The organism is Photobacterium lucens (assembly GCF_009873615.1).
GTDB classification, from domain to species: Bacteria; Pseudomonadota; Gammaproteobacteria; order Enterobacterales; family Vibrionaceae; genus Photobacterium; species Photobacterium lucens.
On record NZ_SSMG01000281.1, the window covers coordinates 1 to 22,508 of the forward strand.

Annotated in this window: 24 protein-coding genes; 13 read left to right on the forward strand and 11 right to left on the reverse strand. The window is 44.5% G+C overall.

The genetic code is table 11. The features are described 5' to 3' along the window. The first annotated feature begins 346 nt into the window (after positions 1–346). Entirely contained in the window at positions 347–895 is a 549-nt protein-coding gene (locus E5A76_RS11850) for a gamma carbonic anhydrase family protein (RefSeq protein WP_161119064.1), read from the forward strand. A gap of 53 nt (positions 896–948) precedes the next feature. On the opposite strand, the gene E5A76_RS11855 is transcribed toward E5A76_RS11850, so the two are convergent. The 4 genes from E5A76_RS11855 to E5A76_RS11870 form a co-directional block, all read right to left on the reverse strand. Then, the gene (locus E5A76_RS11855; protein WP_161119065.1) at positions 949–1,212 is read right to left on the reverse strand and encodes a DUF1488 family protein; all 264 of its coding nucleotides are present in this window, start codon (positions 1,210–1,212) and stop codon (positions 949–951) included. Positions 1,213–1,217: 5 nt separating this feature from the next. Further along, the gene (gene aroE / locus E5A76_RS11860; protein WP_161119066.1) at positions 1,218–2,039 is read right to left on the reverse strand and encodes a shikimate dehydrogenase; all 822 of its coding nucleotides are present in this window, start codon (positions 2,037–2,039) and stop codon (positions 1,218–1,220) included. 62 nt (positions 2,040–2,101) lie between these two features. Further along, positions 2,102–3,010, reverse strand: a complete 909-nt coding sequence (gene hemF / locus E5A76_RS11865; RefSeq protein ID WP_161119067.1) for an oxygen-dependent coproporphyrinogen oxidase — start codon at positions 3,008–3,010, stop codon at positions 2,102–2,104. A 5-nt stretch (positions 3,011–3,015) separates the two neighbouring features. Beyond that, complete coding sequence (locus E5A76_RS11870; protein WP_161119068.1) at positions 3,016–3,573, reverse strand: L-threonylcarbamoyladenylate synthase; 558 nt, start codon at positions 3,571–3,573, stop codon at positions 3,016–3,018. Positions 3,574–3,767: 194 nt separating this feature from the next. Between E5A76_RS11870 and purE the strand changes: the two genes are divergently transcribed. Together purE and E5A76_RS11880 are read left to right on the forward strand one after the other, a co-directional pair. Further along, on the forward strand, positions 3,768–4,256 hold the full coding sequence (gene purE / locus E5A76_RS11875; protein ID WP_161119069.1) for a 5-(carboxyamino)imidazole ribonucleotide mutase: 489 nt from the start codon (positions 3,768–3,770) through the stop codon (positions 4,254–4,256). Continuing rightward, complete coding sequence (locus tag E5A76_RS11880) at positions 4,256–5,374, forward strand: 5-(carboxyamino)imidazole ribonucleotide synthase (RefSeq protein WP_161119070.1); 1,119 nt, start codon at positions 4,256–4,258, stop codon at positions 5,372–5,374. Before purE ends, E5A76_RS11880 begins: the two co-directional genes overlap by 1 nt. Before the next feature lie 53 nt (positions 5,375–5,427). Here the strand turns inward: E5A76_RS11880 and E5A76_RS11885 are convergent, their stop codons facing one another. The 4 genes from E5A76_RS11885 to E5A76_RS11900 form a co-directional block, all read right to left on the reverse strand. Next, entirely contained in the window at positions 5,428–6,003 is a 576-nt protein-coding gene (locus E5A76_RS11885) for a DNA topoisomerase family protein (protein ID WP_161119071.1), read from the reverse strand. Positions 6,004–6,067: 64 nt separating this feature from the next. Continuing rightward, entirely contained in the window at positions 6,068–6,544 is a 477-nt protein-coding gene (locus E5A76_RS11890; protein ID WP_053986557.1) for a DUF494 family protein, read from the reverse strand. Next, a complete protein-coding gene (gene dprA, locus E5A76_RS11895; protein WP_161119072.1) occupies positions 6,541–7,644 on the reverse strand; it encodes a DNA-processing protein DprA in 1,104 nt (367 codons plus the stop codon). The genes E5A76_RS11890 and dprA overlap by 4 nt, the downstream gene beginning before the upstream one ends. A 6-nt stretch (positions 7,645–7,650) precedes the next feature. Further along, positions 7,651–8,712, reverse strand: a complete 1,062-nt coding sequence (locus tag E5A76_RS11900) for a LysM peptidoglycan-binding domain-containing protein (protein WP_161119073.1) — start codon at positions 8,710–8,712, stop codon at positions 7,651–7,653. Between the two features lie 357 nt (positions 8,713–9,069). Here E5A76_RS11900 and def point away from each other — a divergent pair, with 357 nt between their 5' ends. The 5 genes from def (at position 9,070) to E5A76_RS11925 (ending at position 14,861) form a co-directional block, all read left to right on the forward strand. Next, complete coding sequence (def, locus tag E5A76_RS11905) at positions 9,070–9,579, forward strand: peptide deformylase (RefSeq protein ID WP_161119074.1); 510 nt, start codon at positions 9,070–9,072, stop codon at positions 9,577–9,579. 16 nt (positions 9,580–9,595) lie between these two features. After that, positions 9,596–10,540 (forward strand): methionyl-tRNA formyltransferase, encoded by a 945-nt coding sequence (fmt, locus tag E5A76_RS11910; protein ID WP_161119075.1) that lies wholly within the window; start codon positions 9,596–9,598, stop codon positions 10,538–10,540. A 90-nt stretch (positions 10,541–10,630) separates the two neighbouring features. After that, a complete protein-coding gene (rsmB, locus tag E5A76_RS11915) occupies positions 10,631–11,911 on the forward strand; it encodes a 16S rRNA (cytosine(967)-C(5))-methyltransferase RsmB (RefSeq protein WP_161119076.1) in 1,281 nt (426 codons plus the stop codon). Between the two features lie 122 nt (positions 11,912–12,033). Next, complete coding sequence (trkA, locus tag E5A76_RS11920) at positions 12,034–13,410, forward strand: Trk system potassium transporter TrkA (protein ID WP_008988352.1); 1,377 nt, start codon at positions 12,034–12,036, stop codon at positions 13,408–13,410. A gap of 5 nt (positions 13,411–13,415) precedes the next feature. Further along, positions 13,416–14,861: a TrkH family potassium uptake protein gene (locus tag E5A76_RS11925; RefSeq protein WP_045070215.1), complete on the forward strand. Its 1,446-nt coding sequence runs from the start codon at positions 13,416–13,418 to the stop codon at positions 14,859–14,861. A 61-nt stretch (positions 14,862–14,922) separates the two neighbouring features. Here E5A76_RS11925 and trhA read toward each other — a convergent pair whose 3' ends face one another. Together trhA and E5A76_RS11935 are read right to left on the reverse strand one after the other, a co-directional pair. Then, positions 14,923–15,585: a PAQR family membrane homeostasis protein TrhA gene (gene trhA / locus E5A76_RS11930; protein WP_053986551.1), complete on the reverse strand. Its 663-nt coding sequence runs from the start codon at positions 15,583–15,585 to the stop codon at positions 14,923–14,925. A 162-nt stretch (positions 15,586–15,747) separates the two neighbouring features. Further along, on the reverse strand, positions 15,748–16,428 hold the full coding sequence (locus E5A76_RS11935; RefSeq protein WP_008988349.1) for a FadR/GntR family transcriptional regulator: 681 nt from the start codon (positions 16,426–16,428) through the stop codon (positions 15,748–15,750). A 347-nt stretch (positions 16,429–16,775) separates the two neighbouring features. On the opposite strand from E5A76_RS11935, the gene E5A76_RS11940 reads away from it, so the two are divergent. The 5 genes from E5A76_RS11940 (at position 16,776) to E5A76_RS11960 (ending at position 20,809) form a co-directional block, all read left to right on the forward strand. Next, positions 16,776–16,976 (forward strand): hypothetical protein, encoded by a 201-nt coding sequence (locus tag E5A76_RS11940; protein WP_053986549.1) that lies wholly within the window; start codon positions 16,776–16,778, stop codon positions 16,974–16,976. 174 nt (positions 16,977–17,150) lie between these two features. Next, entirely contained in the window at positions 17,151–17,417 is a 267-nt protein-coding gene (locus E5A76_RS11945; protein WP_053986548.1) for a YihD family protein, read from the forward strand. A 191-nt stretch (positions 17,418–17,608) separates the two neighbouring features. After that, complete coding sequence (gene ccoG / locus E5A76_RS11950; protein ID WP_161119077.1) at positions 17,609–19,036, forward strand: cytochrome c oxidase accessory protein CcoG; 1,428 nt, start codon at positions 17,609–17,611, stop codon at positions 19,034–19,036. A 110-nt stretch (positions 19,037–19,146) separates the two neighbouring features. Beyond that, complete coding sequence (locus E5A76_RS11955; protein ID WP_161119078.1) at positions 19,147–20,133, forward strand: serine/threonine protein kinase; 987 nt, start codon at positions 19,147–19,149, stop codon at positions 20,131–20,133. Between the two features lie 73 nt (positions 20,134–20,206). Further along, positions 20,207–20,809 (forward strand): thiol:disulfide interchange protein DsbA/DsbL, encoded by a 603-nt coding sequence (locus E5A76_RS11960; protein WP_053986545.1) that lies wholly within the window; start codon positions 20,207–20,209, stop codon positions 20,807–20,809. 71 nt (positions 20,810–20,880) lie between these two features. Here E5A76_RS11960 and E5A76_RS11965 read toward each other — a convergent pair whose 3' ends face one another. Then, on the reverse strand, positions 20,881–22,407 hold the full coding sequence (locus E5A76_RS11965) for a YifB family Mg chelatase-like AAA ATPase (RefSeq protein ID WP_161119079.1): 1,527 nt from the start codon (positions 22,405–22,407) through the stop codon (positions 20,881–20,883). Positions 22,408–22,508: the final 101 nt, after the last annotated feature.

Below are 22,508 nucleotides of genomic sequence, written 5' to 3' on the forward strand. Positions count from 1 at the left end.
CATCATAAATGATGAATGAATTGACTGTGCTGATACTTACGTATCAATTGGTCACTAGTATCATTGATAAATCTTTTTGACTAATCATTCAACGAGTGCCCACACAGATTGCATGGTCAAATTGTTAAAGAACAATACTGATTTCGTTGCTTGCCTGTGGCTCGCTCCGTGTCAGTGAGGTCGCATTATAGAGAGTTCGATCACATTGGCAAGGGCTAAATTGAAATATTTCTGACATATTTAATCGCTCGAGCAAATAACGTTCAATGCACCTTACTTTGACTATAATTCACCCATCATATTCGCTAATCTAGGTTAATAAATACGCATTATTATAGGTATAGTTATGCCAAGCCCTTTACGCTCTTATAAAACGATGACTCCAACATTAGGAAATAATGTCTTTATTGACCCTTCTAGTGTGATTATTGGTGATGTTCGCTTAGCTGATGATGTCAGTATTTGGCCTTTAGTCGCTGCGCGTGGTGATGTGAATTACATTACTATTGGTAAACGCACGAATATCCAAGATGGTAGTGTGCTACACGTTAGTCGTGTTAGTGATGATCACCCCAATGGTTTCCCACTTATTATTGGCGATGATGTGACGGTTGGACATAAAGCTATGCTACATGGCTGCCAAGTCGGCCATCGAGTATTAGTCGGTATGGGTGCGATTATTTTAGATGGTGCGGTCATTGAAGATGATGTGATCATTGGCGCAGGCAGTGTAGTCCCACCCAATAAACGCCTCACATCTGGTTTTCTTTATGTTGGCAGTCCTGCCAAACAAGCCCGCCCTTTAACAGATAAAGAAAAGGCCTTTTTATCGCAATCAGCAGATAACTATGTACGGCTCAAAAATGAGTACCTTTGCGAAGAACTGCCATTGTAAATAAAAAGAAGCCTTATCTAACGATAAGGCTTCTCGATAAATATTTGAGTGACTTAGCCAATAACGACATCACCATTATCATCAAAACATTCATCTTCAATCATTTCTTCTGCTAATTCTTCAAGATCGAAACGATAAGCTGAGAACTGCGCTAAAATGCCCGCTTCATCTTGTAGCGATTTATCACTACGTGCTTGTAGCCATTCAAGGCTTACCCAGCAGGTAATTAATGCGCCAGCTTGCTGGGCGGGAAAGTTTACTGCTTGGCGAACAGCATCCCACGCTTGAATATCTGAAAATAGAATATCTTGGTTCATTACTTTTACTCTTGTAAGGTTCGGCGTAATTCACGCTGCACTTGTTTTGCGCCAGGACGAAGTCCACGCCATAACATAAAGCTTTCTGCTGCTTGCCCAACAAGCATACCTAGCCCATCTAGTGTTTTGATAGCACCGTGCTCTTTCGCCCAACGATTAAAAGAAGTGATCGCTGAGCCATACACCATGTCATAGCAAGTGGTATTCGCACCAATCACTGATGGTGGTATTGCAGGTACATCCCCTGAAAGGCTGGCTGAGGTTGAATTGATGATCACATCAAAGGTTTGATTTTCAAGATCAGCTTGCTCTAATGCCGCTACATTGCCGTAAGATGAAAATAACTCTGCTAATTGTTGTGCTTTACTCAAGGTACGGTTAGCGATCACCAGTTGTGTAGGCTGCTGTGCTAATAGAGGCAATATCACACCACGGGCTGCACCACCTGCGCCTAATAATAAGATACGTTGCTGTTTCAATTCGACATGTTGATTGATCAAATCTTGTACTAGACCTTCACCATCGGTGTTATCACCTAACACGCCACCATCATCTAGTTTCTTAAGCGTGTTAACAGCACCGGCTAAACGAGCACGTTCTGTCAGGGTGGTCGCATATTGATAAGCTTGCTCTTTAAATGGCACCGTGATGTTACAACCTTTACCGCCATCATTAAAAAATGCATCTGCCGCCAGCACAAAACCATCAAGCGCGACTAGTTGGCTAGTGTATGTCATCTGCTGGCTCGTTTGACGGGCAAACAAGGTATGAATGAACGGAGATTTACTTTGTCCGATCGGGTTACCAAATACGACGTACTTATCCATATACGAATTCTCTCTTTATATAAGCAAGCTCTATCACTCCGTGATCTGAGCTAAATGATTGTTCACCACTCACGCGGCTTTAAGAAATCTTGATACAAACGGGCTTCTGCTGAGTTTGGTTCTGGCTCATAACAGTATTCCCAGCGTGCTAATGGCGGCATCGACATTAAAATCGATTCTGTTCGTCCACCGCTTTGTAAGCCAAATAAGGTGCCACGATCGTAAACCAAATTAAACTCAACATAACGTCCACGACGATATAGCTGAAACTCTCGCTCACGTTCGCCATAAGGCAAGTGATAACGCTGTTTTACAATTGGCATGTAAGCATCAATATAACCATTGCCTACCGCTTGCATGTAAGCAAAGCTCTTTTCAAATCCCCACTGATTGAGATCATCAAAGAACAACCCACCGACACCACGCGTTTCATTGCGATGTGGTAGGTAGAAGTATTGATCGCACCACGCTTTATGCTCTGAATAGACCTCATCACCAAACGGGGCACAAAGTTGTTTCGCCGTATCATGCCAATGCTGGCAATCTTCTTCGAATGGGTAAAAAGGGGTGAGATCAAATCCACCACCAAACCACCACACAGGTGCTTCGCCGTCTTTTTCTGCGATGAAGAAACGGACATTGGCATGAGAAGTAGGTACGTAAGGATTACGAGGGTGGATAACCAAAGACACGCCCATCGCTTCAAAGCGACGACCTGCAAGTTCAGGGCGATGCGCAGTGGCAGAAGCTGGCATTTCGGCACCGTAAACATGAGAGAAGTTCACACCTGCTTGCTCGAAGATCTCACCGTTACGTAATACACGGCTACGACCGCCACCACCTTCTTCACGCTGCCATTGGTCTTGCTCAAATGACACTGTGGTTTCTTGCTGCTCTAATGCTTGGCAAATGCGATCTTGTAAATCCAACAAGAAGGATTTCACCGCATGTTTGTCGACTTGGTTATCCATACTATTTACCCCTGACGGAAGATATTGCCATTGCGTGCATCACGGATCTCAGAAGGATTGGTACGTCCTCCCGTTTCTCCTTGAAGGATCGCTGCTAGACAATGACCCAGTTGTTGCTCGACTTCTTGTGCAGTTCGGCCCGGCTCTTGTCCTGTTAGGTTAGCGCTAGTTGAGGTAATTGGCTTACCAAACTCTAAACATAGGCGTTGTACTAATGGATGATCGCTCACACGTACCGCAATCGTCGTAAATTGACCCGTTAAAAAAGCAGGCACATTCACTTTAGTTGGCATAACCCATGTTACAGGACCTGGCCACGTTGCCATCACTGTCGCTTTTTGCTCTGCCGTTAATTGGCTTTCATCAATATATGGCAATAACTGCTCATAATTAGCTGCGATCAAAATTAGCCCTTTTTCAACTGGGCGCTGTTTAATTTCTAATAGTTTTTCGACCGCTTGTTGATTATCAGGATCACAGCCAACACCAAACACCGCTTCGGTTGGGTAACCAATCACTTCACCTTGTTTTAAGGCAGCGATAACTTGAGCAAAATTCTCCACAGTATCCTCATTTCTTCTTGGGCTAATATTGTTGTTTTACTTTCTCAAAATCATTCTACCTACTCCTTAGTCACAACTCCATGCTAGGTTATAAGACAGTCAATATTCATGACGCAAACGTTTTCCTTTGCGATAAATCACCGTATAATGCCGACATCAACACGATGTTAAGTTATGACCTGAAGGAGAATGAGATGAAAGTTGGAATTATCATGGGTTCAAAATCTGACTGGCCAACCATGCAACATGCCGCTGAGATGCTTGATCGTTTCAATGTTCCTTATGAGACAAAGGTCGTTTCAGCTCACCGCACCCCACATTTACTGGCTGAATACGCAGAAAGTGCGCAAGAGCGTGGTATTAAAGTGATCATCGCAGGTGCTGGCGGCGCGGCTCACTTACCTGGTATGACAGCCGCTTTTACTTGCGTGCCTGTATTAGGTGTGCCAGTACAATCTCGCGCCCTAAAAGGTATGGATTCACTGCTTTCGATTGTTCAAATGCCAAAGGGGATTGCAGTAGGTACATTGGCGATTGGTGATGCAGGTGCTGCCAATGCTGGCCTATTAGCCGCACAAATTATCGGTACGCAAGATGAACAAGTGCTTGCTGCCATTGATGCTTTCCGTAAAGAGCAAACAGAAACCGTACTGAGTAATCCAAATCCAGCTGAGGACGCATAATGAATAACGTGCTCGTCCTTGGAGCAGGTCAACTTGCCCGTATGATGGCACTGGCTGGTGCACCGCTTAACATCAATGTGATTGCCTATGATGTGGGTAGCGATAAGGTGGTTCACCCACTGACCCTACAGGTTATGGCGGATTCTTTAGCTCAAGCCATTAATGAAGTTGATGCCATCACCGCTGAATTTGAACACATTCCTCACGATATTTTAGATAGTTGCGCTGCTAGCGGAAAATTCTTCCCAACACCTGATGCAATTAAAGCAGGTGGCGATCGCCGACTTGAAAAAGTATTACTGGATAACGCAGGCGTGCGGAATGCTAAATACCATGTGATCCGTGAGCGTGCTGATCTATTAACCGCAATTGAAAAGATCGGCTTACCGCTGGTGCTAAAAAGTGCCTTAGGTGGTTATGACGGTAAAGGGCAGTGGCGCTTAAAAGAAAGCACACAAATTGATACGATCTGGCCTGAAATGGCGCAATGTATTGCCGATTCTGCTAATCAAGCGATTGTGGCAGAGCAATTCATTCCTTTTCAACGTGAAGTGTCATTAATTGGTGCGCGTAATCGTAGCGGTGATATTCAAGTATTTAACTTAACAGAGAATATTCACACTGACGGCGTACTAAGCCTATCTACCGCAATTGTGGGTGACTCACCGCTGCAAGCACAAGCAGATGACATGTTCCGCGCCGTAGCGAATAGCCTTGATTATGTTGGTGTGTTGGCCATCGAGTTTTTTGATCTTAATGGTGAGTTATTGGTAAACGAAATTGCACCACGGGTTCATAACTCAGGCCACTGGACACAACAAGGGGCTGAAACCTGCCAGTTTGAAAACCATTTACGCGCAGTATGTGACTTTCCACTTGGCAATACGCAACTAACTCGACCAAGCGCGATGATCAATATCTTAGGGTTAGACAGCGTACCTGATGCGGTTTATACCCAAGAAGGTTGCCATGTTCATTGGTACGGCAAAGAAAAACGAGCAGGGCGTAAAATGGGACACATTAACGTGTGTGCAGATACACCAGAGCAACTGCAGTATCGTTTGATCATGTTATCGAGCTTACTCGATGAGAAAGATTTCCCCGCACTACCTCGCTAAGTTCCTCACATACAAACCGACAAAAAAGCCTGCAATCTATGCAGGCTTTGTTTTTATTCTGTTTTATCTAAGCTTTCAGGCTCTTGGTAAGCATGGCATTTTCTATCAGCACATTGCAGCTTCACACCACTGGCTAATTTCTTTTCAATTAACAAACCAAAGCCACATTGTTGGCAAGTCCCGGCAACAGGTTTGTTATTGACCGCAAAGCGACAACTTGGATACTGATCACAGGCATAGAACACTTTGCCATAACGAGATTTTCGCTCAGTTAAATGGCCTTTGTGACATTCGGGACATTCAACATCCGTATTCTCCGCTTTCTTTTCCGTTGATGCCAAATAATGACAAGCAGGGTATGCCGAACAACCAATAAACATCCCATAACGACCTTGACGTAAAACCAACGGGCTTTCACATTCAGGGCAAGGCATATCTAACTCTTTCACCACATGTCCATCATTGTGATTTAATGGCTGAATGTAATCACACGCTGGGTAGTGATCACAGCCAAGAAACGGACCACGCTTACCAAAGCGCATCACAAGCTCACCACCACACTGTGGACAAGGCGAGTGTGCTAACGCTTGTTCATGGGCTGAAAATAAAGGCGTGTTATTGGTTGTCATTGGGTATGCTCAACAAGAAAAAAATCGCAGATACAATAACGGGCCACTCAATGGCCCGTTGCGTTTAATGAATGGTGCCTTCTTCATCCGCACCATATAGCAGCTCTTCCATTTGGCTATACGCCGTTTCATTGCCCGGCGCATTAAAGAGTACCATTAAGATGATCCATTTCAGATCATCTAACGAAAACTCATTGGTATCGAGCTCCATAATACGATCGATCACCATTTCACGGGTATCGGCATTAAGGACATGAATTTGCTCAAGATACATCAAGAAACCACGGCAAGTCACATCCATGCGGATCATCTCTTGCTCGGTGTAAACACGCATTGATGTCGCTGCACAGTTATTCACATAAGGGGTATGCTCAGTTTCTTGCAGCGCTGCCAGCTGTTCTAACCAACTAAGAGCTTTATAAATATCATCTTGATGGAACCCTGCACGAATTAACTCTTCGGAAAGTTCATCTTGATCAAACATCAACTCAGCATCACTTTGGATGTAAGTCTCAAACAGGTACATAAGAATGTCCATCATGACTCGCTCCTCCTCGTTCTGATATAACCACCTGGCACTGCACTGACCAAACCAAGTAACTCCAACTCTAACAGCTGGGTTAATATTTCGTGGACAGGCTGTTCACAGCGTTCAGCAACTACATCTACGGGTGTTGCTTCGGTGCCTACGTTAGCCAACAGCGCTGGAAATGGCAATTCTTCATTTTCAGGTTGTGGCAAAGGCAAGCCTATTTGATTATTTATTGCGCACTCAGTAAGGGTTCCTACTTCATTAAAAATATCGAGGGGACTTTCTACCAGTGTAGCACCGGATTTTATCAAGGCATTACAGCCCTTACTTTGCGTGTTATAGATAGAGCCCGGGATAGCAAACACTTCACGCCCTTGCTCTAACGCATAACGTGCGGTGATAAGTGAACCACTTTTTTCAGCTGCTTCTACGACTAATACGCCAGTCGACAAGCCACTGATCACTCGGTTTCGTCGTGGAAAATTTTGTGGTCTTGGTTTTTCATCAGGCCAGAATTCTGAGACTAACGCCCCTTGCTCGACAATATCATTGGCTAACTTTCGATGCCGAGCTGGATATACCTGATCTAAACCAGAGCCCAGCACGGCAATGGTGGCACCACCAGATTTCAATGCCCCTAAATGGGCTTGGCCATCTATTCCTAAAGCTAAACCGCTGGTCACCACGTAATCCGCTTGCCCTAACGCATAACCAAAATTGAAGGCCGCTTCTCTACCATCAATGGATGCCGAACGACTGCCTATGATCGCAATTTGCGGCTGAGATACATAGGAGGCATCCCCTCGAACAAACAACAAGGGAGGCGGTGACGAGATTTGTTTGAGTAAATAAGGGTAATGAGGAGAATCTAATGTCAGTACTTGCTGAAATGGTTGTTCATGCCAAGCCAAAACTTGATCGATTCGACGCTGTTCTGGCGACACTATGGCAGTGGCTTGTTGCTCACTTAGCCCTAACTGACGTAATTGTTCAAACGGCAGTGCTATACAGTCAGCAGCAGAAATTTTACTTAATAATTTATTAATGCGATGACCCCCTAATGTTGGAGTCATCGCTAGCACTAACCAAGGGTAGAGTGCGTTAGTCATCAATACTTATCGCGTTGGTGGAACCGCGATAACCCCCGGTTTAAACGGCTCTAAACTTTGCATCACCACCGCTAAACTAAAACGCTCATAAGGACGCAATACCATTAGTTTACCAACAGACACTTCACCTAACTGAGTTGAGCCAGCAAACGGATTATCTTTGTAATGGTAACTGCCTTTTTTGCCTTGCACTTTGGCGCCAGGTTTAAACAGATCAAATACGTAGCCCGATTCCACACCATCTAAATGACCACGATCGAGCACTACAACATCAAAACTAGAGATATAGCTACGTCCTTCTAGTTGACCAATTACGTTGGCCGTCATAGATTCTGGCGGCGTTGAAGGTGAGAACGATAAATTAGGCTCGCCACTCACAAGTAGTGGCAACAAGATGTCGTTTTGACTGATTTCTTGACGGTAAGTATCTACACGTAGCTGACTCGTTGTTTCATCCGCAGCTGTGACAGTTAAATCCGCAATTTCTTTTAGCGTCATCACTTTCGCTTCAACCGCAGGTTGCGTTTCCGTGGCCGCATCGTCGCGCTCAAAGGTTTCTTCAATACGGTATACACGCCATTGGGTGGTTGGAGCTAACGGTTGATCTGCCCATACAATATCACCGACAGATAGGTATCCACGCTCATCACTGGCACCTAATACCTGTGGTTGAGCTTTCGCAGATTCTTGGCTGATCAATTTATTTTCAGCCACATACTCCAACATTAAGTATCCCGGTAGCGTTGTAATAGGATCGCGGATAACTCGTGCTGTTGGCGAGAGTTTTACATGCTTTTTCAAACTGAGTTTTGGTTGTCCATTCACCCAAATAAGGTGGAGGCGATCACCTGGATAAATAAGGTGAGGGTTTTTAATGTAGCTGTTCTTTTCCCACAATTGAGGCCATGACCATGGGTTTTCAAGAAATACTCCAGAAATATCCCATAACGTATCACCTTTCTTTACGATGTAGACTTCTGGTATATCTTTTTTAAGTAATGGAGATGGCGCAGCAAACAGAGAGGGGATAAAAAGCATAAAGCTAAGAATAATGCCCAATTGCTTCATGAGATCGCTTCCTTGGATAACACAACCGAATCGTAAGGCTCCGCCTTACAACAAATAAAATACGTTTATTGTCTCAGACTGGCATTAGCTTATTGATATGTCGACTGTTTAACGATGAGCAAAAAGCGCTTTTCGGTTCACGTCACTATTTATAGAAAACTGTTGCAGGTCAATAACGCCAAGTTTGCTAACGGCTAACACTAATCCCTTTCATCATAAAATAGTGCCATGCTGCTTTTTATTTCCTTATCCCTAGCCCACAGCAAAAAATTCGGTACTGTTATTTGATCTGTAAAATGACTAGAATTAGACCAACAGCGATTTATTTTTAGTTACCGTTAACGAATTCGAGTCCTTATGTCTGTATTACAAGTTTTAACCTTTCCGGACGAGCGCCTACGTACTGTCGCAAAGCCTGTTGAGGCAATAACACCTGAAATCCAAACAATTATCGATGATATGTTGGAAACCATGTACGACGAAGAAGGCATTGGTCTTGCGGCAACTCAAGTCGATATTCACCAACGCATTGTGGTGATTGATACTTCTGAAACGCGCGATCAACCTATGGTCTTGATCAACCCAGAAATCACTGCAAAACGCGGTGAAGATGGGATTGAAGAAGGCTGTCTTTCTGTTCCTGGCGCACGAGCATTAGTGCCACGAGCTGCTGAAGTGAGCGTAACCGCCTTGGATCGTAACGGTGATACCATCAGCTTTGATGCAGATGAGCTACTGGCTATTTGCATTCAACATGAATTAGATCACCTAGCAGGTAAGCTATTTGTGGACTACTTGTCACCGCTAAAGCGTCAGCGTATCAAACAAAAACTAGAAAAAATTAAACGCCATAACGAAAAAAACTAATTATTTAGAGGTTACCTTGAGCAAACCATTACGCATCGTTTTTGCCGGTACTCCTGACTTCGCCGCCCGTCATCTGGCGGCGTTGTTGTCTTCACAGCACGACGTTGTTGCTGTTTACACTCAACCGGATCGCCCTGCAGGCCGTGGTAAAAAACTAACGGCAAGCCCTGTAAAAGCCATTGCACTTGAGCATGATATTCCGGTTTACCAGCCTGTTTCGCTACGCAATGAAGAAGCACAACAAGAACTTGCAGCCATTGATGCGGACATCATGGTCGTTGTTGCTTACGGCCTATTATTACCACAAGAAGTGTTAGACACACCGCGTTTAGGTTGTATTAACGTCCATGGTTCTATTCTACCTCGCTGGCGTGGTGCCGCACCTATCCAACGTTCTATCTGGGCAGGTGATACGGAAACCGGCGTGACTATCATGCAGATGGATATCGGCCTTGATACTGGCGACATGCTAAAAGTGGCAACCTTGCCAATTGAAGCAACAGATACCAGTGCCACTATGTATGAAAAACTGGCTGAACTTGGCCCTGATGCACTTATTGATTGTTTATCTGATATTGCAGACGGCACAGCTGTTGCCGTTAAACAAGACGATGAGCAAGCAAACTACGCCAAAAAGCTAAGTAAAGAAGAAGCTTTAATTGATTGGACAATGGATGCCGCTGCGATTGAGCGTTGTGTGCGTGCATTTAACCCTTGGCCAATGAGCTACTTCACCGTCGCAGAGCAAAATGTCAAAGTATGGCAAACAGCGGTAGAAGCCGATAACCAAGGTAAAGCGCCAGGTACGATTTTATCTGCGGATAAACAAGGTATCTTGGTGGCGACAGGTAATGGCGCACTTCGCCTTATTTCGCTTCAACCTCCAGGCAAAAAAGCCATGTCCGCGGCGGATTTACTAAACTCGCGTCGAGAATGGTTCGAACCTGGCACTCAGCTATAAACACCAAGGCCAGTGTTCAGTCACTGGCTTTTCTTTTTTAAGTTCCAACATTGTTATCGCCAGCACTAACGGCGTGTTCAGGAAACAGCTATGAATGTAAGAGCCACCGCGGCCAAAGTTATTTATCAGGTCGTTGATCAAGGGCAGTCATTATCCGCCGCGCTTCCCGCTGCGCAACAAGATATCAGAGAGCGTGACCACGCTTTATTGCAAGAGATCTGCTATGGCGTTCTTCGCTGGCTTCCACGTTTAGAGTCAATCACTCAAGCGTTAATGGATAAGCCGTTAAAAGGTAAGCAACGTGTTTTCCACCACCTTATTTTAGTGGGTTTGTACCAGTTAGGTTACATGCGTATTCCAGCTCACGCGGCAGTTGCTGAAACGGTAAATGCGACGAAAACACTTAAAAAGCCACAACTTCGTGGTCTTATTAACGCAATTTTACGTAATTATCAGCGTCAACAAGAAGAGCTCGATGCCAAAGCGATCAGCCATGACGCAGGTAAATTAGGTCACCCAAGTTGGCTGCTGAAACTGTTAAAAGAAAGCTACCCTGAGCAATTTGAAGCGATTTGTGAAGCCAACAACACCAAAGCGCCAATGTGGCTACGTGTAAACCGCCAGCACAATACTCGTGATGCTTACCGTGCACTTCTTGATGCCGAAGGTATTGCGACAGAGTTGCACCCACAAGCGGCTGATGCACTACGTTTGCTGTCACCTTGTGATGTCACCAAACTGCCAGGTTTTAGTGATGGTTGGGTATCGGTACAAGATGCCGCTGCACAATTGGCTGTGGATTACTTACAGCCACAAGCAGGTGAGTTAATCCTTGATTGCTGTGCAGCCCCTGGTGGTAAAACAGCTCACATCATGGAGCATGTGCCATCAACTAAAGTGGTAGCCATTGATTGCGATGAAAACCGTCTTAAACGTGTGCATGAAAACCTAGCGCGTTTAAACCTTGATGCGACAGTACTGTGTGCTGATGCTCGCTACCCAGAGCAATGGTGGAAGGGCGATAAATTCGATCGCATTTTGCTGGATGCACCATGTTCAGCGACAGGTGTTATCCGTCGTCACCCAGATATCAAATGGCTACGCCGTGGTGAAGATATTGCGGCACTGGCAACACTTCAGGCAGAAATCTTTGATGCAATGTGGCTGCAATTAAAACCGGGTGGTACGTTGGTTTACGCTACTTGCTCTATTACGCCACAAGAAAACTGCGATCAGGTAAAAGCTTTCTTAGCACGAACGTCAGATGCGACATTAATTGGCAGCGATCCTGCGAAACCGGGTCGTCAAATTCTGCCCGGAGAAGAAGCAATGGATGGTTTTTACTACGCAGTACTGACAAAAGCAGAGTAAGCAATCTTTTTAATAAAAGCGGAACTTGGCGACAAGATTCCGCTTTTTCGTACTTTATAACGCCGATCAGAACGTTGTTATTCAAACACGGAACTCTACAGGCATTACATCAGGCATAGACTATGAAAATTATTATTCTCGGTGCCGGACAAGTTGGCGGTACTCTTGCTGAAAACTTGGTTGGTGAGAATAACGATATCACTATCGTTGATAAGGATCCCGAGCGTCTACGTGAGCTGCAAGACAAATACGATCTTCGTGTTGTACAAGGTTTTGCTAGTCACCCTCGCACCTTGCGTGAAGCAGGAGCACAAGACGCCGATATGTTGGTATCTGTCACGAACTCCGACGAAACTAACATGATCGCATGTCAAATTGCGTTTTCTTTGTTTAATACACCTAACCGTGTTGCACGTATCCGCTCTCCGGAATATTTGCGAGAAAAGGAGCAGTTATTCCAATCCGATGCTGTTCCTGTCGATCACTTGATCGCACCAGAAGAGTTGGTGACCGATTACATTGAAAAACTGATCGAGTACCCGGGCGCATTACAGGTCGTCAGTTTTGCTGAAGACAAAGTCGGTCTGGTTGCGGTAAAAGCCTACTACGGTGGTCCACTGGTCGGTAACGCACTCTCTGCACTACGTGAGCACATGCCGCATATCGATACTCGTGTTGCAGCCATTTTCCGTCAAGGTAAGCCTATTCGCCCACAAGGCACTACGATTATTGAAGCCGACGATGAAGTGTTCTTTGTCGCTGCCAGTAATCATATTCGCTCAGTGATGAGTGAGCTCCAGCGCTTAGAGAAACCTTACAAACGCTTGATGATTGTCGGTGGTGGTAACGTTGGTGCCGGTTTAGCGCGTCGTTTAGAGCAAAACTACAGCATTAAACTGATAGAAAGAAATCAGGAACGTGCTGAGAACTTGTCTGAAATGCTGCAAAACACCATCGTTTTCTGTGGTGATGCATCCGATCAAGAACTATTGAGTGAAGAGCATATCGAGCAGATCGATGTCTTCATCGCCGTCACCAACGATGATGAAGCCAATATCATGTCAGCGATGCTAGCCAAACGCATGGGCGCAAAGAAAGTGATGGTGTTGATCCAGCGCGGTGCTTACGTCGATTTAGTGCAAGGTGGCACTATTGATATTGCGATTTCACCACAACAAGCGACCATTTCAGCACTGTTAACCCATGTGCGTAAAGCCGATATCGTTAACGTATCGTCACTACGCCGTGGTGCGGCAGAAGCCATTGAAGCCATTGCTCACGGTGATTCAACCACATCGAAAGTCGTTGGCCGTGCAATCAGCGATATTAAACTGCCACCGGGTACCACCATTGGTGCAGTCGTACGCGGTGAAGAAGTACTGATCGCCCACGACCGTACAGTGATTGAACAAAACGATCACGTGGTGATGTTCCTTGTTGATAAGAAGTACATCCCTGATGTTGAACGCTTATTCCAACCAAGTCCTTTCTTCTTGTAATTATCATGGTTAATTATCGTCCCATACTGTTTGTTCTAGGGTTAGTGCTATCTAAGCTAGCCCTGTTCATGTACGTGCCGACATTAGTCGCCTTTTTTACAGGTACAGAAGGGTTTATTGATTTCGCTACCGCGGTATTGATCACCCACTCTGTGGCCTTTTTATTTTTAACCCTAGGCAAGACACCTGAATTCAAACTCAGTGTGCGTGATATGTTTTTGATCACCACCTTGGTTTGGACCGTTGCTAGTGCCTTTGCCGCCTTGCCGTTTGTATTTATCAACCACATTAGCTTCACTGATGCCTACTTTGAGACCATGTCAGGGATCACCACCACGGGCTCTACGGTGTTAAGTGGTTTAGATGATATGGCGCCCAGTATTTTGCTGTGGCGTTCAACCTTACAGTGGTTAGGCGGGGTGGGCTTCATCGTGATGGCGGTAGCTATTCTACCGATGCTGAACGTCGGTGGTATGCGCCTGTTCCAAACTGAATCTTCAGATTGGTCAGATAAAAGCTCACCACGAACCAAAAGCGTAGCGAAGAATATCGTTAATGTTTATCTCACTTTAACCCTGCTTTGTATCATTTCGTTTATGTTTGCAGGGATGAATACCTTTGATGCGATTAACCATGCTTTCACTACCATTTCGACCGGTGGATATTCAACCTCAGACGGCTCAATGAATCACTTCTCGCACAGCGCACAGTGGGTTGCTACTGTCTTTATGTTTGCAGGTGGTTTGCCATTTTTACTGTTCGTCCAAGCGTTGAAAAAGCGTCATCCCAAAACCTTATTTGGCGATGCACAGGTAAAAGGCTATGCCTTATTTGTGACCGTCGCGAGTTTGATTGTGGCAGCCTGCTTGATCTTCAATAAAGATTATTCGGTGATGGATGCGCTACGTTTGTCGTTTTTCAACATTATTTCTGTTGTCACAACCACAGGGTTTGGCTTAGGTGATTTCACTGCATGGGGACCACTGCCGAGCATCATTTTCGCTTTCACGCTATTAGTGGGTGCATGTTCAGGCTCAACCAGTGGCGGTATTAAAATCTTCCGTTTCCAGATCGCTTTTGCCTTATTACGTAAGCAAATCATGCAATCGATCCACCCATCAGCGCTGTTTATCCAACGTTACAATGGGCGTCCTGTGACAGAAGAAATTGTCCGCTCAGTAGTCGCTTTAGTACTGACGTTTATAATGACAATCATCTTTATTGCCGCAGTACTTGGTCTGCAAGGACTTGATCCAATCACCAGTATTACTGGTGCTGTAACAGCTGTGGCGAACGTTGGTCCAGGTATGGGTGATATCATTGGTCCTACTGGTAACTTTGCCAGCTTGCCTGATCTGTCTAAGTGGACATTAAGTTTAGGGATGTTGATGGGGCGTTTAGAGATCCTAACTGTATTAGTGGTGTTTTCTCCGGCTTTCTGGCGAGATTAATTTAAACAGTAAAAACAAAGAGAGCGCAGTGCGCTCTCTTTTTTTATCTTAAATATTTAAGTCACGACACCGGATTGACGTAGAAATAAATCGCGCAGAAATGGCAAATCGAACCACCTAATACAAACAAATGCCAAATCGCATGGTTGTAAGGGATGCGTTTATTAACGTAAAAAATCACACCCAGCGAGTAGATAACACCACCTAATGCCAGTAGCACCAAACCACCAGTTGAAAGAGATATTGCCAATTGATAAATCACAATCAGCGATAACCATCCCATGGTGAGATAGGTGATCAAAGAGAGCTTTTTAAACCGATACACAAAAGCAATTTTGGCAATAATTCCGATCAACGCCAGAGCCCAAATCACCGTCATTAACCCTATCGCCAAGGGAGTGCGTAAGGCTATTAATAAGAAAGGAGTATAAGTGCCAGCGATCAGCAAATAAATCGCACAATGATCAAAAGTCTTTAATGCCCGTTTGGCTTTCACTGAAGAGACAGAGTGATACAAGGTGGATGCCAGATAGAGCAATATCATGCTCACGGCATACACGGTATAACTCACAATGCTTAACGTATCAGCGTTTAGCGCAAATGCTTTTTCAAGCAACAGATATAAACCAAACAACCCAAACAGTAAGCCAATACCATGACTAATACTGTTTGCTGCTTCTTCGGCAACTGAATACCCAGATTCAGATGCGACTGCTTTACCCATTGATCTTCTTCCTCTACCGACATGACATCATGACTTTGTTATTATGCTCTCAGCTTACACTTGTAAGCTGAAAATAAGCAAGAGAGGATTGGTGATATTTGTATTACCGATAGTAAAAATTGTAAGCAATAAAAAACGGAGCATTTAGCTCCGTTTCTCTGATCACTTATTTAATAAGGATAATGTGGCTTGTCGTGCAGCATCAGGATCGCGGGCAATAATGCCATCGACGATCTGCTGGTGAGCATCAAGTTTTAAAATACGCTTACGTGTTACGACACGGAAGTAATTTTCAAATACCGCTTTAAATAAGTTACCAAATGGACTGATAAAGTGATTACCAGAAGCAAAATAGATCAACTGATGGAAACGCGTATCCACTTCAATCCAATGCTCTTGATCGAAGTTCTCACCCATTTGGTGCATTTCTGCGAGTAACTCTTGCAACTCTCGACGCTCTTCATCAGTTGCATGAATAGCCGCTAATGCAGCCGCTTCCGGCTCTAACATCAAACGTGCTTGTTGATATTCAGTCAGTAACTCAGAATCTGCATCGAAATCTAACCAAGCTAATAAATCTTGATCAAGGTAATTCCAGTTCTTTTTTGGCATCACGCGCGTACCAATGCGCGGACGAGGCAATACCATTCCCTTGGCAGCCAACATTTTGATTGCCTCACGAACAGCTGTACGGCTTACACCATACATTTCACCTAATTCGACTTCACCCGGCAAAATATCACCTGGTGCCGTTTCGCCCGCCAAAATACGACGACCGATAGATTCGGCTAATCGATAAGATAAGTTTCGGTTGGCAACAATACGTCGCTGCTCCTGCTCCATACATCCTCTCCCAAGGCTTTCTTTTTATAATATGGATCGCCCATACAATATGGGCTGTGTAACACAAACGGCGTATTACAACATAAACAAATGTGAATACATCGAGCTAAATAACTTTTACCGTTATTTTTTTGCGTTGTGCTGATTCATCCGTCTCAACGCTTCAATATTAGCATTTTACTGGCTACTTTTTGCTCGACTTTTGAAATCACTATTGTTATTCTCAGCACAAATTGATTAATAGCCAAGCGATATTCTGATGGATGGGGTCAACCCAGTAGGGAATCTTCCCTTCAGTTATCAGCTTACAACTTCCGGCCAAGGATGAGCCTGACAATAGGTGATTTATGCGACCAGCATCTCCCGTCAGGTATGCAAGTACCCATCGTAGTCCTTCACGTTATCGCACCACTGCGCATGCGCCGCATTTTAAAACGAAAAAAGCAGCAATGGTTGAGGTTTCATTAACCAATACAGATATCGCATTAAAAAGCGATCAGTTTGATGAACAAACTCTGATATCACCACTTTCTCAACAGACAGCGTGATCATAAATAAAACATTTCTATAAAGCAGCCTCCGCTGCTTTTTTTTACTTTCTTTTGTCATTGCTCTGCATAACAACAGATTGTATCCCTGCCGACTTTGTTATAGTTTATCCCTATTAAAACTATGACAATTAAATCGTGTAACGATTACTCAGCCCGAACCACGGAGTAACTATGAAAACGCATCGCGTTAATGAGCTCATCGAACTTATTCACCCTGAGTGGCAAAAAGATCCCGATCTAAACTTGGTGGAATTCATTCTAAAACTTGCCAAAGAAGCCCAATACGAAGGACCTTTAGAATCACTTACTGATGATGTACTTATTTACCATCTGAAAATGCGTAACAGTGATAAAGATGCGATGATCCCTGGTATTGCAAAAGATTGCGAAGATGACTTCAAAACAGCGATCTTACGTGCTCGCGGTATCATTAAGTAACTCAATAATTATCGTACGCGCCACCCAATAATTCAAAAAGCCAGTTTTCACACTGGCTTTTTTTGTGTCCAAACCATCAATTTCGGCACTGATTTTAGGTCAACAGAGCACCATACGTTACAATCATTCCATTAACAAAGCACGATAACCATTAACAATTACACTTCGTGCCACGCAAGGAATGCTATGTTATGAGCGCTGATAAAATCAAAATAAAAGACATCACAGCCGAGAAACAACCTACCACAACCGTCATTAATGCAGATCGCTTCAACCCAAGTGAACAACTCTACGTCAGAGCAGTAAAAGGGATTTATCAACGGTTAAGGCAACGAATGGGTAGCCTATTAATGCTGCTCTTTTTAGGCTTACCTTGGATCACTTTCCATGGGCGCCAAGCCGTATTACTCGATGTTAATGATCAGCAATTCTACTTCTTTGGCACCACGTTCTGGCCGCAAGATCTCACCTTGCTTGCACTCCTGTTTATGATTGCGGCCTTTGCATTATTTTTTATCACAACATTCCTCGGCCGTGTCTGGTGCGGCTATTTCTGTCCTCAAACGGTATGGACGTTTATCTATATTTGGTTTGAAGAAAAACTCGAAGGTGCTGCCAATAAACGCCGTCGCCAAGATGCTTTACCCATGACCTTTAACCTTGCTGTGCGTAAAACCCTTAAACACATTGCATGGGTGGTGATTGCGCTTATTACCGCACTCAGTTTTGTTGGCTATTTCATCCCAATCAAAACCCTGCTTGTAGAATTCTTCACTTGGCAGTCGTCGGCTTGGATAACCTTTTGGGTACTTTTTTTCACTATTTGTACTTACGTCAATGCTGGCTGGATGCGCTCCATTGTGTGTATCCACATGTGCCCTTATGCACGTTTTCAATCCGCTATGTTTGATAAAGACAGCTACATTGTTGGCTATGACACTCGACGAGGAGAGAAACGCGGCCCACGATCTCGTAAAGCAAACCCTGCCGAGCAAGGGCTTGGTGACTGTATTGACTGTAACCTTTGTGTCCAAGTGTGCCCAACAGGCATCGATATTCGAGAAGGAATGCAATATGAGTGCATTAACTGTGGTGCCTGTGTTGATGCCTGCGATCAAACCATGGATAAAATGGGCTATGAGAAAGGGTTGATCAGCTATACCACAGAGCACCAATTAGCAGGGCAGAAAACCAAAGTCTTACGACCAAAATTAATCGGCTATGGCTCGGTTCTGGTGGCTATGATTGGGCTATTTTTCGTATTACTTAATACTATTCAGCCAATGGGTTTGGATGTGATCCGCGATCGCACCCAGCTGTTTAAAGAAAACGACCAAGGCTTAATTGAAAATACCTATACCCTGAAAATCATCAATAAGTTCCAACAAGACACCACCTTTACCCTAACAGCTGAAGGGATTGATGATATTCAATGGTATGGCCCGCAAGTGATCACCGTTGATGCAGGTAATATTGTGAGCTTACCGATCAGCTTAGGGGTCGACCCTTATGATTTAAAAGAGCCGATCATTAACATCCGCTTTGTGCTCTCAACAGGGCAAGGCGATGAGCAACATTCGTTAAGCACAGAAAGTCGATTTATTGGTAAGCTTCGCTAAACTAATGACTAAACACACTATTTGAAAGGGTCGGGTAACGACCCTTTTGATTTCGCAATACAGAGATTGAGGTACACTAGTGGCTTACTCTCTGTCTTTAGGGCTGCTCCATGGAAAAAAACGATTTTTGTTTTTCAGATCTCACCCCCGAGTTACTACTTGATGCATTAGATAGCATTGATGTTCACGCGGAATCTGGATTACTTGCACTTAACAGCTATGAAAATAGGGTTTACCAATTTAAAGCGGAAGATGGGGCGCGCTACGTCACCAAATTCTATCGCTCTGGACGTTGGAGCGATGAGCAAATTGCCGAAGAGCATCAATTTACCCAAGAGTTAGTGGAAGCCGACATTCCTGTAGCAGCACCGATTGCGATCAATGGACAAACGCTACATAACTTCAATGATCACCGTTTTGCGCTATTTCCAAGTGTCGGTGGACGCCAATTTGAAGTCGATAATTTTGATCAACTGGAATGGGTAGGACGCTATTTAGGCCGCATTCACCAAGTCGGGCAACGCCAAGCTTTCAAACATCGTCCCACCATGGGAATGGAAGAGTACGTTTATCAGCCTCGCCAATTATTGGCGAATAGCCCATTTATTCCCGATCACCTAAAAGCCACGTTCTTCGCCGATCTTGATACGTTAATTAGTGTTCTTGAGCAACATTGGTCAACGGATTGGCAAGCTATTCGCCTTCACGGTGATTGTCACCCGGGGAATATTCTCTGGCGTGATGGGCCACTGTTTGTCGATCTTGACGATGCCCGTAATGGTCCTGCAATCCAAGATCTGTGGATGCTACTTAACGGTGAGCGTGCCGATCAATTAGCTCAGCTTGATGCCTTATTAGAAGCGTATGGTGAATTTGCAGAGTTTGATCAGCGCCAATTGCAACTAATTGAGCCTTTACGCGGTCTTAGAATGGTGCATTATATGGCATGGTTAGCAAAACGCTGGCAAGATCCTGCGTTTCCACGTGCATTCCCATGGTTTGCTGATGCAAAATATTGGGAAGAGCAAGTACTTGCATTTAAAGAACAAATTGCATCACTGAATGAAGCACCATTGCAACTTATGCCTCAGTGGTAATAACAACAATCATTAATATAAAAACTCAGGTTATATCTATAGCCATGACAAGGACAATCAGGGAGTCATACCAATGTTCAAGAAGTTACTTACGTTAGCCAGCGCTGCATTACTGTCGTTTTCTGTACATGCTGCAAAATTCACAGAAGGCGATTACTACCAAGTTCTCGATCAACCTAAGTCTGAAACCCCTATTGTGACCGAGTTCTTCTCATTGTACTGCCCACACTGTTACCAATTTGAGCCAATGATCAAGCAGCTAAAAACGAAGCTACCTGAAAATGCCAAGCTACAAAAAATGCATGTGTCTTTCATGGGTGGCCCAATGGGCAAAGTGATGAGCAAAGCGTTCGCAACGTCTGTAGTACTAGGTGTACAAGATAAAATGGTGCCAGTATTCTTTAACCGCATTCACACCCTAAACAAACCACCACGCAATGAAGAAGAAGTGCGCCAAATCTTCATCGATGAAGGTGTTCCTGCTGCTGAGTTTGATGGCGCATTCAACAGCTTTGCCGTTAACTCTATGGTAAGCCGTTTTGATAAAGCCTTTGAAGATGCAGGTCTAACAGGCGTGCCTGCTGTGGTAGTTAACAACAAATACCTAGTGAAAACCGGTAAGATCAAATCTGCTGATGAGTACTTTGAACTAGTTAACTACTTACTGAAAAAGTAATCGCACAACCTCAATATTACAAAAAGGGCCGAATGGCCCTTTTTTCTTACCTAATAACTATGCTTACTTAGCTACACCACTTGGCTATTGATCTGCTTTAAGAGCCTATCCATCGAACGATAACCCAATGCTTCAGCAAGATGCCCACGACCAATACTGGTTTCACCAGCTAAATCTGCAATCGTGCGTGCCACTTTAATAATCCGATGATACGCCCTAATCGATAGCCCTAGCTGATGCAGTGCGTTTTCTAAAAAAGCCGCATCTGCTTGCTGCAGTGGACAATGTTGATCGAGCTCTCGGGTTGATAGCAACGCATTCACTTTGCCACTTCTCGCTAACATTCGCTCTCTTGCCTGATCGACCCGAGACTTAATCACGGCAGTCGTATCGCCCCGATCACCACCTTCGGTTAATGTGCCACGAGGCAAGGCTGGGATCTCAATCGACATATCAAACCTATCAAGTAATGGTCCACTCAAACGGCTTAAATAGCGCAATATCGCTTGAGGATTAGTACGTGTTTGATTGCCATCATAATAACCAGACGGACTCGGATTTAATGCGCCAATCAGCTGAAAGCGGGCAGGAAAGGTGGTTTTACTGCTAGCGCGAGAAATCACGATATGTCCGGACTCAAGCGGCTCCCGTAATGAATCGAGCACTTTGCGCTCAAACTCGGGCATTTCATCTAAGAACAGTAAGCCATTGTGAGCAAGTGATATTTCTCCCGGTTTTGGCACAGAGCCACCGCCCACTAAAGCCGCCATCGAACTTGAATGGTGTGGGGTACGAAACGGGCGTTTAAGCCAATTACCTTGATGTAATGATTGCTGAGTAAGCGAAGTAACAGCAGCGGTTTCTAACGCTTCTTCATGACTCATTGGCGGTAATAAATCACACAGTCTTGAGGCTAGCATGGTTTTGCCCGTTCCTGGCGGCCCTAGAAACAATAAGTTGTGACCGCCAGCCGCTGCTATTTCTAATGCGCGCTTTCCTTGTTGTTGACCAATGATATCTTGCATGTCTCGATCATTATGCTCATCGGTTTGATTGCGATACTCTGCAAACTGCAACTCTAATTGTTGCTGCCCACAAAGATAACCACAAACCGCCAGTAAGCTTGCTGCTGATTTATGGGTCTCTTTACCCACTAACGCCACTTGATCGCCATTACGATCAGGCACCACAAAACAACGTTTGGCTTTCAGTGCCGCCAATGCCGCTGGTAAAGCCCCTTTAACAGGGCGCAACTCACCGGAGAGTGCAAGCTCACCAATAAACTCATGATCGCTTAGCTTATCAGACGGAATTTGCCCAGAAGCGGCGAGAATACCGAGGGCGATGGGCAGATCAAAACGTCCGCCTTCTTTCGGTAAATCAGCAGGGGCTAAGTTGACGGTAATACGCCGAGAAGGGAACTCAAAATTAGCATTAATAATCGCGCTACGAACCCGATCTTTGGCCTCTTTGACCGTGGTCTCAGGCAATCCCACTAACGTAAAACTTGGTAGACCATTACTTAAATGTACTTCAACCGTAACTGGTGGTGCCTGCACACCTACACAGGCTCGGCTATGAACAATTGCAAGTGTCATCGATACATCATCCCACAGAGATAAAAAATCATTAGTTAATGAAATATTGCTTTTGGGTTTCATAAGATGCCTGTAAATGCAGCTTGTTTGCTAAAAAAACC